Here is a 14,262-nt window from a genome sequence, read left to right as displayed (position 1 = left end):
TTCAGTTAGCGGCCAGAAAGCTCTTGCTGGCGCAACATGGCATCAGCAACAAAACGATATACAAAAAGGGAAGGTGCGAGCCTTCCCTTTTTCACGTGAATCATTCGGATCGGGGTCTATTCAAGTCCTTCAAACAAAGCCGTGGACAGGTAGCGTTCCGCAAAGCTTGGAATAATGACGACGATATTCTTGCCCGCCATATCTTCCCGCTGGCCAACCTGAATGGCTGCTGTCAGCGCGGCGCCGGATGAGATCCCGACAGGCACCCCTTCAAGCTTTGCCACCTCTCGTGCACGCGCGAAAGCGTCGTCATTGCTGATCTTCAGCACTTCATCAAACACTTCCGTATCCAGAACCTGTGGCACAAAGCCGGCGCCGATCCCTTGGATCTTATGGGGCCCAGGCTCTCCACCGGAGAGGACCGGGCTGTCTTCTGGCTCAACCGCGACCACGTGTACGGAGGGGTTCTTTTCTTTCAAGACCTGAGACACGCCTGTGATGGTTCCGCCCGTGCCAATGCCCGAGACGAACACGTCGACATTACCTTCGGTATCGTTCCAGATTTCTAGGGCCGTTGTGTTGCGATGTATTTCGGGATTCGCCGGATTTTCGAACTGCTGCGGTATCACCGCCCCAGGAATCTCCTCGAGGAGTTCATTGGCGCGGGCAATGGCGCCCTTCATCCCTTTTGGGCCCTCAGTCAGCTCGAGTTCCGCGCCCATGAACTTGAGCATCTTGCGGCGCTCAACGGACATCGTTTCCGGCATCACCAAGATCAGCTTATATCCTTTCGCAGCCGCAACGAATGCCAACGCGATACCTGTATTTCCCGAGGTAGGCTCAATCAGCGTGGTTTCGCCGGGTTTGATCTGTCCGGCAGCTTCCATTGCTTCAATCATCGCAACGCCAATACGATCCTTGACACTGGAGATCGGATTGAAAAATTCAAGCTTGGCTAGAATGTTGGCTTTGACACCGTATTTCTCGGCGATGCGGTCCAACCGAACCAGCGGTGTGTTTCCAATGGTTTCGGTTATCGAGGAATAGATTTTCCCGCGTCCAACTTTTGTATGGCTCATGACAAACTCCGCTGATTAAGTGGTGCAAGTGAAGACGCACCGTGGCAAGTCCTTGAGCTACAATGTAGTGAGTTCGCAGGGCCGTTACGAGGTTTTCAGGGCTCGCGGAAGCGGAGAGAGAGGGAAAAGAGAATTAAAAATATCACCACTTTTAGAAAATAGTTCCAATAAGCCGCCTTGTTAGAATGATCTTGCAAAATGCCATCACGCTGGCGTTTCAAGACCAAGCAAGGCCGGCAAATCAGCCATTGCCTTGAAGGGCGTAGCCCCCAGTGCGCGGACTTTTGCTTCATCCGCCAAGGGGTCGGCGGTAAAACCGAAAGCGCGCATTCCGGCATCGCGGGCGGCCTGAAGTCCGGGGAGGCTGTCCTCGATAACAATACAGTGTTGAGGATCCACACCCATCCCTTTAGCCGCATAAAGAAAAATGTCGGGTGCCGGTTTGCCATTCGGCACATCTTGGGCCGAAAACAAAACATCCTTGAACAAGGGCAGCAAGCCTGCGCTGCCCAGAGTGGCATGCATCTTCTCATACTTGCCAGAAGAGCCGACGCAATAGGAGATGCCGTTGGCGCGAACGGCTTGAACAACGGCCTCGATACCCGGAATGGCATCAACCCCCTTTTCAAACGCCACCAAATCTGCAGCCCGTACCTGATCTGCCCAGTCTGGCTCTAATATCAACCCTTCTTCAGTTTCCAGAAGTGTTTTAATGGTGTCCAGAGTGCGGCCGGTAAATCGCAAGTGGCATTGATCCGGGCTGATGTTACCACCTGCCCGGGAGACGAACCCGGAAAGCACCTCGTTCGCGGCCTTTTCGGTATCAACCAGAATGCCATCACAATCAAAAATGATGAGCTTGGGTGTCATCAACTGCGCCCCTAATGTGTACCAGAAGACCCGAAGCCGCCGTCGCCGCGCTCTGTCTCATCAAGTTGGTTCACTTCGAGAATGTGCGCCTGCGTAACGGGGGCTACAATCAATTGAGCGATGCGCATGCCGCGCTCAATCAAAAACATCTCCGATCCCAGATTGATCAGAATAACCTTAACCTCACCCCGATAATCGGCATCGATCGTACCGGGCGTGTTCAGTACTGTCACACCATGCTTGGCAGCCAACCCGGAACGCGGGCGCACTTGCCCCTCAAAACCACTGGGAATGGCCATTGAAAGGCCGGTTTCCACCATGGCCCGCTCGCCCGGTTTCAAAGAAATGGTGTCGTGAACCGCTGCCCGCAAATCCAATCCGGCAGCCTGTACGGATTCATAGGCCGGCAAAGGTAGATCCTGAGCGTGTTCCAAGCGTTTGATTTTTAAAGAAGGTGTCATGATGAGCCTGTGCGTTATTCAAGACAGGTCTAGCAGAGCCCTGTTACTTTTTAAAGTCTGTCCCGATGCGTGGTACTGAGAAGAGAGTGGGCCGTTTTTGTGAACAGTATATTCAATGAATCGAGGATTAATTCCTAGAAATAAACAATATAGGCTCAGAACCACTCAGAACACGATATGCGCGACGATATGGTTTCACATGAAACATTCACCTTTGTTCCTGCCCCATGGAGCGCCCGATCTATATCTGACGCCAAGTCCCGCACAATCGTTCTTGCGCCAACTCGGGCCCCGTCTTCAAAACACCAAGGCGTTTGTGGTGATCTCACCGCATTGGCGAACCCGTTCGCTCTGTGTTTCCGCACCAGGACCTCTAAAAACAATCCATGATTTCAACGGGTTCCCACAAGAGCTCTATGAGCTCTCGTACCCGGCAATAGCCACGCCGAGCCTGGTGGATCAGGTGCTTCGCGCTTTGTGCCAAGCCGGTTTTGCTGCCCAAACCGATCCAAATTGGGGATTGGATCATGGTGCGTGGATTCCTCTTCTTCTTGCAGATCCAGCAGGCGAACACCCGATCGTTCAAGTTTCGCTTCCGAAACAATATGATATTCTGGAAAGCATTGAACTGGGTCGCGCTTTGGCCCCGCTAGCAGACGAGGGCATTCAAGTGCTCGGAACAGGCTCAACCATCCATAACTTTCAAGAGCTTGGACCTCACGATGAACCACCGCCGGCCTGGGCTGTTGCTTTTGACGAGCTTGTCCATGATGTCATCAAGCGGGGCGATATCAACGCCATTGCCAATCTAGTGAGCTCGCCACTTTATCAAAGAGCACTGCCCACTGATGAACACTTTCTGCCATTGTGTGTCGCGTTGGGGGCGGCAGGACCCAGAGCACAAGGTCGACGGATGCATTCCAGCTACACCCATCGAACGCTCAGTATGGCCGCCTACGAATTCACGGAGACGCCCGCTGCTTAAGCCTCCAACTCCCGCAGTTTCTGCTTGAGTGCATACAACTGGTCATGGGCTTGACGCGGTGTCATGTCATCCGGGTCAAGCGTGCGGACCAAGTCCGCCAGTTCATGGAGAGGAAGCGGAACCTCCGTTGGGCTCTCTGGTATCTGGTCCAAAGGCTTGGAAATACCGGCAAACAAGGGCAAGTCGTCAATCAATGCTTCTGAGGGCGCCTTGCGATCTTGTTCTTCCAACTGCTTGAGCACGGTTTCCGCGCGACGTACGACACTTGAAGGCAAGCCTGCAAGTTTAGCAACCTGGATCCCGTAGGACCGATCTGCAGCGCCCGGCACAATTTCGTGCAGGAACACAACATCGCCGTTCCATTCCTTCACCCGCACCGTCGCGTTGGTCAGCCGGTTTAGTTTCTGCGAGAGAACTGTCAGCTCATGATAGTGGGTTGCGAACAAAGAACGGCATCTGTTTTCCTCATGCAGATGCTCAATCGCCGCCCATGCTATGGACAATCCATCAAACGTGGCGGTACCGCGCCCGATTTCATCCAGAATTACAAGGGAGCGCTGAGTTGCCTGATTCAAAATGGCAGCTGTTTCCACCATCTCCACCATAAATGTGGAACGTCCCCTTGCGAGATCATCAGCCGCACCAACGCGGGAAAACAGCCGGTCCACCACACCAATGTGGGCCTTTTCTGCCGGAACAAATCCACCGATCTGCGCCAGTACCGCGATCAGCGCATTCTGACGCAAAAAGGTGGATTTACCTGCCATGTTGGGTCCGGTGATAAGCCAGATCTGACCGAGATCCACGGCCTCATCCGGACCAAGCTGTGCATCGTTTGCCACAAAAGGTTCGCCAGATGTCTTGGCAAGGGCTTGTTCCACGACCGGATGACGCCCCCCGACGACATCAAACGCCAACGAGTCATCGATCAACGGCCGCGTGTAGTTTTCTGCTTCCGCCAGAACTGCCAGTGCGCTGGAAACATCCAGCATGGCAAGAGCTTCGGCTGCAGCCTTGATCTGTACCGAGGCCGAGACAACCTGCTGACAAAGACTGTCGAAAATCTCCAACTCGATTGCAAGCGCACGTTCACCCGCATTGGCGATCTTCGATTCCAGATCCGCCAGCTGTGTTGTCGTAAAACGCATGGCCCCTGCCATGGTTTGACGATGAATGAAACGCTCAGGATCGGTTTTCATTGCTTCGCATTGGGCGGTCGGTGCTTCGATGAACCAACCAAGCACATTATTGTGCTTGATTTTCAAAGACCGCACCTCCAACTCCTGTGAGAGCTCTGCCTGCATTTGGGCGATGACCTTCCGGCTTTCGTCCCGCAATGCCTTCAGTTCATCAAGATCAGGATTGTAGCCAGAAGCGATAAATCCGCCGTCGCGCTTGAGAAGCGGAGGCTCTTCAGCAATCGCCCGAGTGAGCGTGTCTCCCAAATCGTGAGGAGCGTTTTCCAGTGCACCAAGACCGCGCTTTAGTTCAGCCGGAAGACTCGTGCTTGACGCAATCAAGCCAGCAATGTCTCGCGCGGATTGCAAACTTTCCGCAATCGCCTGCAAATCACGTGGGCCACCGCGCCCCACAGCCAAACGAGACAAGGCACGCGACATGTCCGGAGCGGACTTCAATAGGCCTCGGATGTCATCTCGCAGCATTGTATCGGATACGAAATAAGAGACAGATTCCTGACGTTCCAAGATCGCCTCTGGATCTGTCAACGGACTGGCCAGACGACTGCTCAACAACCTAGAACCAGCGCCGGTAACCGTACGATCAATGGCAGACAACAGACTGCCTTTGCGATCACCAGACAGCGTACGCGTCAGTTCAAGATTGGCCCGGGTCGCGGGATCAATGAGCATCTGCCCACTTGAGGCTTCTTTTTGCGGCGGTTCGATCGGAGGGCGCTCGCCAAGCTGGGTCTTTTCGATATAGGCAAGAATACCCGCAGCGGCAGACAATTCCGCTCGTGAATACGTTGCAAAACCGTCCAGAGTTCGAACATTGAAGAACTCGGCCACCCTATCAGCGGCAGTCGAGCCTTCGAAAAACGTTTTTGGAACTGGAGAAACAGCCCCAGCGCCGCTTTCCAGAACCAGACGCAGGTCCGGCTCTTGAAGCAGGCCATCTGCGACGACAACTTCTGAAGGGTCAATGCGTGCCAGATCCGCGCCAAGGCGCACGTCATCTGTTTCAGCAACGCGGAACACGCCGGTAGAAATATCAATCCAGGCCAGGCCGAACAGGCTGGCTTCGCCACTGGCTCCCGCTTTCAACCGCGCGATACCACATAAGAAATTGTTCTGTCGGGAGTCGAGCAGGCGATCTTCCGTCAACGTGCCCGGTGTAACCAAGCGAATGACATCTCGGCGAACCACTGATTTGGAGCCACGCTTTTTGGCCTCGGCAGGATCTTCGGTTTGCTCGCAAACAGCGACACGGTGCCCAAGGCCAATCAGTTTTTGAAGATAGTCATCGGCGGCATGAACCGGGACCCCACACATGGGAATGTCTTCCCCCAGATGCTTGCCCCGCTTTGTTAGCGTGATACCCAGCGCCTGTGAGGCGATTTCCGCGTCTTCAAAAAACAACTCATAAAAGTCACCCATCCGATAGAACAGCAAGCTGTCCGGATTGGCCGCCTTGATCTCAATGTACTGAGCCATCATCGGGGTCATGCGACCCTTATCGCTCGCGGTGGTTTTTGCATCTGTCGTCGTCATGGCGCGCACCCTAGCAAAACGAATTGTGCCTTTCACGAGCAAGCCCCGCCTTATGACCTTGTGACCGGGAATTTCAGGGGATAATGTCAGGCTCCAAAACACATAGAACGAAGCTGCAACCGGGGTGGGGGACAAGCCGAATGTCGGACAAGTCGACAGACAATCATATCAGCTTTACGGATCAGGACGCATTGCTGTTTCATCAGGACGGCAAGCCTGGAAAACTCGAAGTTGTACCAACAAAGCCGATGACAACACAGCGGGATCTGTCGCTCGCTTATTCCCCGGGCGTGGCCGTGCCCGTCAAGGCGATTGCCGAAGACCCAAATGCAGCGTTTGATTACACTACTCGCGCCAACATGGTGGCTGTCATTTCCAACGGGTCAGCCATCCTCGGGCTGGGCAACCTCGGTGCTCTGGCATCCAAGCCCGTGATGGAAGGCAAAGCAGTCCTTTTCAAACGCTTTGCCGATGTGGATTCCATTGATCTTGAGGTGGACACGCAAGACGTGGACGAGTTCATCAATAGCGTGCGGTTTCTCGGTCCTTCGTTTGGCGGTATCAATCTGGAAGACATCAAGGCGCCGGACTGTTTCATCATCGAGCAAAAGCTGCGTGAAGTGATGGACATCCCAGTGTTTCATGATGACCAACATGGAACGGCTATCATCGCCGCGGCCGGCTTGATCAACGCACTCCATCTGACGGACCGGGATATCAAAGACATCAAGGTGGTTTGCAACGGTGCTGGAGCAGCAGGCATTGCGTGCATCGAGCTGATCAAGGCCATGGGCGTGCCCCACGAAAATGTCCTCTTGTGTGATACCAAGGGCGTTATCTACAAGGGGCGCACCGAAGGGATGAACCAATGGAAAAGCGCCCACGCCGTTGAAACTGATCGGCGAACGCTTCTGGATGCCCTTACGGACGCTGACGTGTTTCTTGGTGTCTCCGTCAAAGGGGCATTAACGGCTGAAATGCTGAAAGGCATGGCTCCCAACCCGATCATCTTTGCCATGGCAAATCCGGATCCGGAGATTACGCCCGAGGAAGCACACGAAATCCGTGAGGATGCGATCGTCGCGACCGGCCGTTCCGATTATCCGAACCAGGTCAATAACGTCCTTGGCTTTCCCTACATCTTTCGCGGCGCGTTGGATGTGCATGCTTCCACCATCAATGAAGAGATGAAGATTGCTTGCGCCCAAGCACTGGCGCAGCTGGCTCGGGAAGAAGTGCCGGATGAAGTAGCCGCCGCCTACCGAGGAACACGGCCGCGTTTCGGACCCGAATACATTATCCCGGTGCCATTTGATCCGCGTTTGATTTCCACCATTCCTCCTGCAGTCGCGCAGGCGGCCATGGACAGCGGTGTTGCCAAACGGCCCATCGTGGACATGCGCTCCTACGCTGCCCGGCTTCAATCCCGGCGCGATCCGATTGCCGGCACATTGCAGCGTATCGTTTCAAAGGTGCGTCAGGCTCCGAAACGAATTGTATTCGCAGAAGGCGAGGAAGAAGCGGTCATCCGGGCAGCGTCCACATTCGTGACCCAAGGTCTTGGGGAGGCCATTCTGGTTGGCCGGGAAGATCAGATCCGCGCCAATGCGGCCTCTGCGGGCGTCGACATCAATCGGCCAGGCGTCAAGATCGAAAACGCGCGGATGTCCAGCAAGGCCGCCAGCTATGCCGAATTCCTCTATGCACGCTTGCAACGCAAAGGCTATTTGCAGCGTGACTGCCAACGGCTGGTCAACAACGACCGGAATTACTGGGCCTCCATCATGGTCGCACGCGGGGATGCAGACGGGATGGTGACCGGTCTGACACGGAATTACTCCGTCGCTCTTGAGACCATCCGCAAGTGCATCGATGAAAAGCCCGGCCATCGTGTGATTGGTGTTTCGCTGGTGATCAGCCGTGGACGCACGGTGCTCGTGGCGGATACGGCGGTTCATGAGATGCCAACCTCAGAGGAACTCGCGGACATTGCCGAGGAGGCAGCCCACGTGGCGCGCCGGCTGGGCTATGAACCGCGATTGGCCATGTTGGCCTACTCCACATTCGGACATCCGGCAGGCGAGCGAACAGAACGACTTCAGGAAGCGGTGAAAATTCTGGACCGACGCCGGGTAGATTTCGAGTACGATGGCGAGATGGGTGCCGATGTGGCGCTGAACGCGGACAAGATGGCGAACTATCCTTTCTGCCGGCTAAGCGGACCTGCCAATGTATTGGTGATGCCCGCTTTCCATGCCGCCTCAATCTCCACGCGCATGCTGCAGGAGTTGGGTGGCAGTACCCTGATCGGCCCGCTGATTGTGGGATTGGACCGTCCGGTGCAGATCGTGCCGATGGGCGCGCGGGATAGTGACATTTTCAACATGGCTGCCATTGCGGCATACAATGTGACCTGATCATATCAAGATGTCCGGTTTTTGAAGCCGGACATCTTATTGGATTGCAAAGTTCTCTCAACTGCTGCGGTTCTTCGTGATCCACCGACACATCAAACAGCACAGTGACAGGTGATGGACCTGTGCCGTAAAAAGACTATATGCAGTACCCGAAACACGAGGCGGGACATGACACATCCGATAATCAAGATTTGCGGGCTTTCAACTCCCGATACGGTTCAAACCGCAGTGGACGCAGGCGCTGACATGATCGGGTTTGTGTTCTTTCCCAAAAGCCCGCGAAACGTGAGTATTGGTCAGGCGAAAGAACTGTCAGATGCTGCAGGTGGCGCAGTGCAGGTCGTGGCACTGACCGTAAACATGAATGATCGGGATCTGGCAACGCTCGTTTCCAGCTTGAAACCGGATATCTTGCAGTTACACGGCACTGAGAGCGTTGAGCGGTGCCATGAGGTGCGGGAGCGCTTCAAGCTGCCGATCATGAAGGCATTTGGTATATCCGGCCCGGGAGATCTGGACCGTGTCCAACCATACGCACAGGTTGTCGATCGGTTCTTGTTTGACGCAAAACCGCCACAGGGCTCCTCCCTCCCTGGCGGAAACGGAGTGCCGTTTGACTGGCGCCTGTTGAAAGACCTTGATCTGGGTGTGCCGTACATGCTCTCCGGCGGGCTGACCATCGACAATGTATCGGAGGCGCTTGCGACCTCAGGCGCGCCCGGGGTTGATGTCTCTTCAGGGGTAGAGCGGGAAAAGGGCATTAAGGACGCCGAACTGATAAAAACATTCGTGCAGCGTGCACGAGATACACTTTCTTGAGATAGGGATCTAGCCGATGAACCAGCAGGCCAACACACTACGCTCAGGCCCGGATGAGAATGGCCACTTTGGCATTTTTGGCGGCCGTTTCGTTGCCGAAACTCTCATGCCTCTTATTCTTGATCTGGAGAAGGCTTACGAAGACGCCAAGAAAGACCCTGCATTCGAGGCTGAGCTGACACAGCTGAACACGCATTACACGGGTCGACCCTCACCGCTGTATTTTGCGGAACGTTTGACCGAAGAGCTGGGTGGGGCCAAAATCTATTTCAAACGCGATGAGTTGAACCACACCGGCTCACACAAGATCAATAACTGCCTCGGCCAGATCCTCCTTGCCAAGCGCATGGGCAAAACCCGGATCATTGCAGAGACCGGGGCAGGACAACATGGAGTGGCCACAGCCACGGTTTGTGCTCGTTTTGGCCTCCCTTGTGTGGTCTACATGGGCGCCACAGATGTGGAACGCCAAAAGCCCAACGTCTTTCGAATGAAGCTGCTGGGAGCAGAAATCATTCCGGTAACGGCGGGGGCGGGGACGCTGAAAGACGCCATGAATGAAGCCCTGCGAGACTGGGTAACCAATGTCGACAGCACCTACTACCTCATTGGCACCGCCGCCGGGCCGCATCCCTATCCCGAAATGGTAAGGGACTTCCAGTCCATTATCGGGGAAGAGACCAGATCACAAATTCAGGACGCCGAAGGCCGGCTTCCGGATGCAATAGTTGCCGCGGTAGGTGGTGGATCCAATGCCATTGGGCTGTTCCATCCGTTCCTTGATGATACTTCCGTAAAGATCTACGGCGTTGAAGCCGGAGGAAACGGCCTTGATGGCGATGAGCATTGCGCCTCACTCAATGCTGGCAAACCAGGCGTTTTGCACGGTAATCGCACCTATCTTCTGCAGGATGATGATGGGCAAATCCTAGAGGGGCATTCCATATCGGCTGGTCTCGATTACCCGGGGATCGGTCCCGAGCACTCCTGGTTACGGGATACAGGTCGTGTGACCTACGTGCCCATTACCGACAACGAGGCGCTGGACGCATTTCAGATGTTGACCCGCGTTGAGGGCATCATTCCGGCATTGGAACCAAGCCACGCGTTGGCGCAGGTTATCAAGATGGCGCCACAGATGGATAAAGACCAGATTATCGTCATGAATCTGTGCGGCCGTGGTGACAAGGACATTTTCACCGTTGGCAATCTGCTCGGCTTTGATCTTTAAGAGCATATCACTTTTGTAGCGGGATTTTCGAGTCCCGCTGCTCTTTCCGGGTTTTTGTTAGTCGGCTTATTATGTTTATTTTGCTTTACAGTGCTCTGGGCTCCAACAGTTCAGAGCGCGTCGAATCGGTGTTGACTTACAAGGGGTTGGAATGGGACCGCATCGAGGTCACCAATGAAGCCCTAAAGACTACCTACCGGGAGCAGATAAACCCGTTTGGTTTTGTTCCCGCCTTGGTTCACGGTGGGCGAACGCTGGTCGAATCCATGGCAATCATCGAGTATCTTGACGAGTGTTTTCCAGATAAGCCTGTTCTTGGCGTGTCCCCCTCTGCCCGCGCTCAAATCCGTTCCGTTTGCTCCCATGTGGGCTCAACTATTCATAGTCCGCAAAATCGAACGGTGCTGAACTTCCTGCGCCCAGAACTCTCGGAAACAGACAAGAAAGATCTGCGAGCAAGGTGGATCGGCGACCAGCTAGAGACGTTGGAGCCCATGTTGTGGCGGGATGGTCATTTCTGCTGCGGCACGTCTTTCTCAGCGGCAGACGTTTTTGTGGCCACAATCTATCGCAAGTATCTACAGCATGGCGGAGGCAAACTTGACAGATTTGATGGGCACCGGACACATCTGGCAGAACAGGGACTGATCCCTGATTATCTGCGTTAAAACTGAAACTCGCTCTGAGACTCCAAATCCAGCACCGCTCCACTCAAACCGGCTTCCCAGCCGAGAATGGCGCGCTTGCGTGTAATACCCCAGTGATAGCCGCAGAGATTGCCCTTCGCGCCAAGCACGCGATGGCACGGAACGACAAATGAAATGGGGTTCTTTCCAACTGCTGTGCCGACAGCCCGCGTTGCTGTTGGCTTGCCCAGGCTTGTTGCAATGTCGGCGTAGGTTGTGGCCCGGCCCAAAGGAATCTTGAGCAGGGTTTCCCAGACGCGCACCTCGAAATCCGTGCCAATCAGAACGATGCGCAACGGTGTGTCCTGCGACCAGGTTTGCGGATCAAACACCCGATCAAGATACGGTCTTGTCTGATCAGGGTTTTCTTCGAACGTAGCGGCAGGCCAACGCCGCGTCATGTCATCCAGAGCAGTCTGCTCTTCACCGGGATCGGCGAAGGCAAGGCCTGCCAAGCCCTTGTCTGTGACCATGATCAAGACATATCCAAACGGGCAGGGATGGAACCCGTACTGGATCAGCAACCCTTCACCGCGCCGACGATAGTCGCCCGGAGTCATTGCTTCATGGGTGACAAACAGATCATGCAAGCGGGAAGGGCCTGACAGACCAACTTCGTAGGAGGTGTCCAGAACCGAAGCCGACTCCCTCAGCAATGCCCGAGCGTGATCCAAGGTAATAGCCTGAAGAAACTGTTTGGGTGTGAGACCTGCCCACCGAGTAAAAACCCGCTGTAGCTGAATGGGCTGCATGTTCAAATCTGCTGCCAGTTGCTCCAACGAGGGCTGCGAACGCCACGTTTCGGTGATGGTTTGAAGTGTTTGGCGAACCACAGAGTAATCATCAAAGCGCTGGTCAGCCATTTCGCCATGAGATTGGGATACAACGGAACGTGGCACGGTGAACATCTCCTTCTCAAGCGGCGGCATCAGAGCCACCTCTTTCAAGTCGTTCACCTTAAGAGGATCATTTTCGGCAAACCACCCGAAAAACGAGCGCGTTAAGACCTATCAAATGGCGTTTCGGCTATAAACGGCCAATCCGTCGCTCTTGGCGGTTTGAATGGCTGCAACAAATGCGTCGGCAAAACTTGTACGGTCAGCCGGATTGAGAAAAGATCCAACGGAGACGCGTTGATTTCCAGCTACAAGAAAAATATGCGTGACCCCCTCATCCTCAAGGCGGCGCACCACAAGCCGGGTATGCAGTGGATTGACCTGAACTTCTGTCTGGTGTCCACGCCCGCTCACCTGAGTGACATGGATATGGAAGGGTGACACCCTGACATGCTCGTAGGCTTGCGCTGCCTTGAAGTTGCTGTGAAAGGCGAGCCACAGCGCGCCCACAGGCAGGAGAAACAACAAAGGTGCAAACCAAAGGCCCACCGCCGCCATGAACGCAGCAGAAACAGCTGCCATAGCCGCCGTAACTGCCAGCAGCCAGGCCAAACCGGATTTGGGCATGGAGCGATATGGGGTCAGAACCGCCTCAAAAAAGGGGGGAAAACAATCCTGATCAGCACTGATCGCCGTCTGCTCCGGGCCCTGTGATTGATAGTATTTGTCCCTCGTCATGCGCTAGAGTATAGAGGTTTTATGGCATCCGGAAAGACCCTTACATCGGCAAAAGCAGAAAAATCTGCCCTTGCGTCATCCAAGGCCGATAAACCGCGGCGCAAGACGCTTGCTCGTTCCAAATACAACAAAGCAGAAATCAAAGCGATCTTTGAGCGATTTCGAGAAGCTGATCCCGAACCTAAAGGTGAACTTGATCATGTTAACGAATTTACCCTTCTGGTTGCGGTGGTCCTATCAGCTCAGGCAACGGATGCCGGTGTAAACAAGGCGACGAGGCACTTGTTCCAGATTGCGGACACCCCGGAGAAAATGCTGGCCTTGGGCGAAGATCGCATCCGTGAAGAGATCCGAACAATCGGGCTTTACAAGAATAAGGCAAAGAACACCTTCCTGCTTTCCCAACAGCTCATTGAAAAACATGGCGGCAAGGTGCCGCAGACGCGTGAGGAGTTGGAGGCGTTGCCGGGGGTCGGGCGCAAAACCGCAAATGTCGTGCTCAATATTGCGTTTGGTCAGCCGACAATCGCGGTGGACACGCATCTGTTCCGGATCGGCAACCGCTTGGGCCTCGCTCCGGGAAAAACACCGCTGGATGTGGAATTGAAGCTGGAGCGCATCATTCCCAAGGAATACATGCGCCACGCCCATCATTGGCTGATCCTGCACGGCCGCTACGTGTGCAAGGCCCGGACACCGGACTGCAGTCGATGCATCATTTCCGACCTATGCAAAAGTCCGGAAAACAAGGTGGGCTTGGCGGGCAAGAAACCACCACAGGCGTGAATCCAAAAAGTATTCACAGGGTTTTTCTTGCCTATTCCTTTAGTGCTTTTGAGCCTTTTTCACACGCACGACGACTTCGACACGCGAAATTTCCATACCTTCCGGAGGGGTCGGCAGGGCCTCAAGGCGCAGCCCACTATCGGGAATATCAACAACCCGATTTTCTTCTTCTATGAAGAAGTGATGGTGTTCATGGGTATTTGTGTCGAAATAAGTCTTTGTGCCCTCAACGGCAACTTCACGCAGAAGGCCCACTTCGGTGAACTGGTGAAGCGTGTTGTACACAGTAGCAAGCGACACCGGAACACTGGCCACGATGGCTTCCTCATGCAACACCTCTGCTGATATGTGTCTGTTTCCTTTAGAGAAAAGCAGTTCAGCAAGAGCCACACGCTGACGTGTTGGACGCAGTCCGGATTCCCGAAGCATGTTCACGACGTCAAATTCTTCTTTGTGCTCGCTCGTATTCATAATCGTCCCGCAGTCAACTTTCGCCGGGTCAAAAGTTGGTGTTATCTCCCCGATGGTATCCCGTCGGTGCGGCCATCGGTCTCCCGTCATCATTGACAATGGCTGTTTGCTGGAAACTCTCCAGAGCAGTACGCATCGAGTCGTATTAACT

Annotated in this window: 13 protein-coding genes; 6 read left to right on the top strand and 7 right to left on the bottom strand. The window is 54.5% G+C overall.

Annotated elements, in window-relative coordinates; all coding sequences use genetic code 11:
* Positions 1-116: 116 nt before the first annotated feature.
* From cysK to dut, 3 genes are all read right to left on the bottom strand, one after another.
* Positions 117-1,079: a cysteine synthase A gene (cysK, locus tag G512_RS0102995; protein ID WP_028480417.1), complete on the bottom strand. Its 963-nt coding sequence runs from the start codon at positions 1,077-1,079 to the stop codon at positions 117-119.
* A gap of 204 nt (positions 1,080-1,283) precedes the next feature.
* Positions 1,284-1,949, bottom strand: a complete 666-nt coding sequence (locus G512_RS0102990; protein ID WP_028480416.1) for an HAD family hydrolase — start codon at positions 1,947-1,949, stop codon at positions 1,284-1,286.
* A gap of 11 nt (positions 1,950-1,960) precedes the next feature.
* Positions 1,961-2,410, bottom strand: a complete 450-nt coding sequence (gene dut / locus G512_RS0102985) for a dUTP diphosphatase (protein ID WP_028480415.1) — start codon at positions 2,408-2,410, stop codon at positions 1,961-1,963.
* A gap of 199 nt (positions 2,411-2,609) precedes the next feature.
* Here dut and G512_RS0102980 point away from each other — a divergent pair, with 199 nt between their 5' ends.
* Positions 2,610-3,395 (top strand): DODA-type extradiol aromatic ring-opening family dioxygenase, encoded by a 786-nt coding sequence (locus G512_RS0102980; protein ID WP_028480414.1) that lies wholly within the window; start codon positions 2,610-2,612, stop codon positions 3,393-3,395.
* Here the strand turns inward: G512_RS0102980 and mutS are convergent.
* Positions 3,392-6,127 carry a DNA mismatch repair protein MutS gene (gene mutS / locus G512_RS0102975; RefSeq protein ID WP_028480413.1) on the bottom strand — a complete coding sequence of 912 codons (2,736 nt, stop codon included), beginning with the start codon at positions 6,125-6,127 and terminating at the stop codon, positions 3,392-3,394. The two genes, G512_RS0102980 and mutS, sit on opposite strands and share 4 nt — an antisense overlap.
* Before the next feature lie 140 nt (positions 6,128-6,267).
* On the opposite strand from mutS, the gene G512_RS0102970 reads away from it, so the two are divergent.
* The 4 genes from G512_RS0102970 (at position 6,268) to G512_RS0102955 (ending at position 11,262) form a co-directional block, all read left to right on the top strand.
* On the top strand, positions 6,268-8,544 hold the full coding sequence (locus G512_RS0102970) for an NADP-dependent malic enzyme (protein WP_028480412.1): 2,277 nt from the start codon (positions 6,268-6,270) through the stop codon (positions 8,542-8,544).
* A 168-nt stretch (positions 8,545-8,712) separates the two neighbouring features.
* Positions 8,713-9,363 carry a phosphoribosylanthranilate isomerase gene (locus G512_RS0102965; protein ID WP_028480411.1) on the top strand — a complete coding sequence of 217 codons (651 nt, stop codon included), beginning with the start codon at positions 8,713-8,715 and terminating at the stop codon, positions 9,361-9,363.
* A 16-nt stretch (positions 9,364-9,379) separates the two neighbouring features.
* Positions 9,380-10,594, top strand: a complete 1,215-nt coding sequence (gene trpB, locus G512_RS0102960; protein ID WP_028480410.1) for a tryptophan synthase subunit beta — start codon at positions 9,380-9,382, stop codon at positions 10,592-10,594.
* Between the two features lie 71 nt (positions 10,595-10,665).
* A complete protein-coding gene (locus G512_RS0102955; RefSeq protein WP_028480409.1) occupies positions 10,666-11,262 on the top strand; it encodes a glutathione S-transferase family protein in 597 nt (198 codons plus the stop codon).
* On the opposite strand, the gene G512_RS19830 is transcribed toward G512_RS0102955, so the two are convergent.
* Complete coding sequence (locus G512_RS19830; protein WP_051268917.1) at positions 11,259-12,143, bottom strand: methylated-DNA--[protein]-cysteine S-methyltransferase; 885 nt, start codon at positions 12,141-12,143, stop codon at positions 11,259-11,261. The genes G512_RS0102955 and G512_RS19830 overlap by 4 nt on opposite strands.
* 147 nt (positions 12,144-12,290) lie before the next feature.
* On the bottom strand, positions 12,291-12,854 hold the full coding sequence (locus G512_RS19825) for a DUF2244 domain-containing protein (RefSeq protein ID WP_051268828.1): 564 nt from the start codon (positions 12,852-12,854) through the stop codon (positions 12,291-12,293).
* A gap of 21 nt (positions 12,855-12,875) precedes the next feature.
* Between G512_RS19825 and nth the strand changes: the two genes are divergently transcribed.
* The gene (gene nth / locus G512_RS19820; protein ID WP_051268826.1) at positions 12,876-13,640 is read left to right on the top strand and encodes an endonuclease III; all 765 of its coding nucleotides are present in this window, start codon (positions 12,876-12,878) and stop codon (positions 13,638-13,640) included.
* 39 nt (positions 13,641-13,679) lie between these two features.
* On the opposite strand, the gene irrA is transcribed toward nth, so the two are convergent.
* Positions 13,680-14,111, bottom strand: coding sequence for an iron response transcriptional regulator IrrA (gene irrA / locus G512_RS0102935; RefSeq protein WP_028480408.1), 432 nt, complete (start codon positions 14,109-14,111; stop codon positions 13,680-13,682).
* Positions 14,112-14,262: the final 151 nt, after the last annotated feature.

Source organism: Pseudovibrio exalbescens DSM 16456, assembly GCF_000422785.1.
Taxonomy (GTDB): Bacteria; Pseudomonadota; Alphaproteobacteria; order Rhizobiales; family Stappiaceae; genus Pseudovibrio; species Pseudovibrio exalbescens.
This window is presented reverse-complemented; position numbering and strand designations above follow the sequence as displayed.

Coding starts and splice junctions, on each gene's coding strand:
- G512_RS0102970 (WP_028480412.1), top strand. CDS start 6,268: ATGTCGGACAAGTCGACAGACAATCATATCAGCTTTACGGATCAGGAC.
- nth (WP_051268826.1), top strand. CDS start 12,876: ATGGCATCCGGAAAGACCCTTACATCGGCAAAAGCAGAAAAATCTGCC.
- mutS (WP_028480413.1), bottom strand. CDS start 6,127: ATGACGACGACAGATGCAAAAACCACCGCGAGCGATAAGGGTCGCATG.
- dut (WP_028480415.1), bottom strand. CDS start 2,410: ATGACACCTTCTTTAAAAATCAAACGCTTGGAACACGCTCAGGATCTA.
- cysK (WP_028480417.1), bottom strand. CDS start 1,079: ATGAGCCATACAAAAGTTGGACGCGGGAAAATCTATTCCTCGATAACC.
- G512_RS0102980 (WP_028480414.1), top strand. CDS start 2,610: ATGAAACATTCACCTTTGTTCCTGCCCCATGGAGCGCCCGATCTATAT.
- irrA (WP_028480408.1), bottom strand. CDS start 14,111: ATGAATACGAGCGAGCACAAAGAAGAATTTGACGTCGTGAACATGCTT.
- G512_RS0102990 (WP_028480416.1), bottom strand. CDS start 1,949: ATGACACCCAAGCTCATCATTTTTGATTGTGATGGCATTCTGGTTGAT.
- G512_RS0102955 (WP_028480409.1), top strand. CDS start 10,666: ATGTTTATTTTGCTTTACAGTGCTCTGGGCTCCAACAGTTCAGAGCGC.
- G512_RS0102965 (WP_028480411.1), top strand. CDS start 8,713: ATGACACATCCGATAATCAAGATTTGCGGGCTTTCAACTCCCGATACG.
- G512_RS19830 (WP_051268917.1), bottom strand. CDS start 12,143: ATGGCTGACCAGCGCTTTGATGATTACTCTGTGGTTCGCCAAACACTT.
- trpB (WP_028480410.1), top strand. CDS start 9,380: ATGAACCAGCAGGCCAACACACTACGCTCAGGCCCGGATGAGAATGGC.
- G512_RS19825 (WP_051268828.1), bottom strand. CDS start 12,854: ATGACGAGGGACAAATACTATCAATCACAGGGCCCGGAGCAGACGGCG.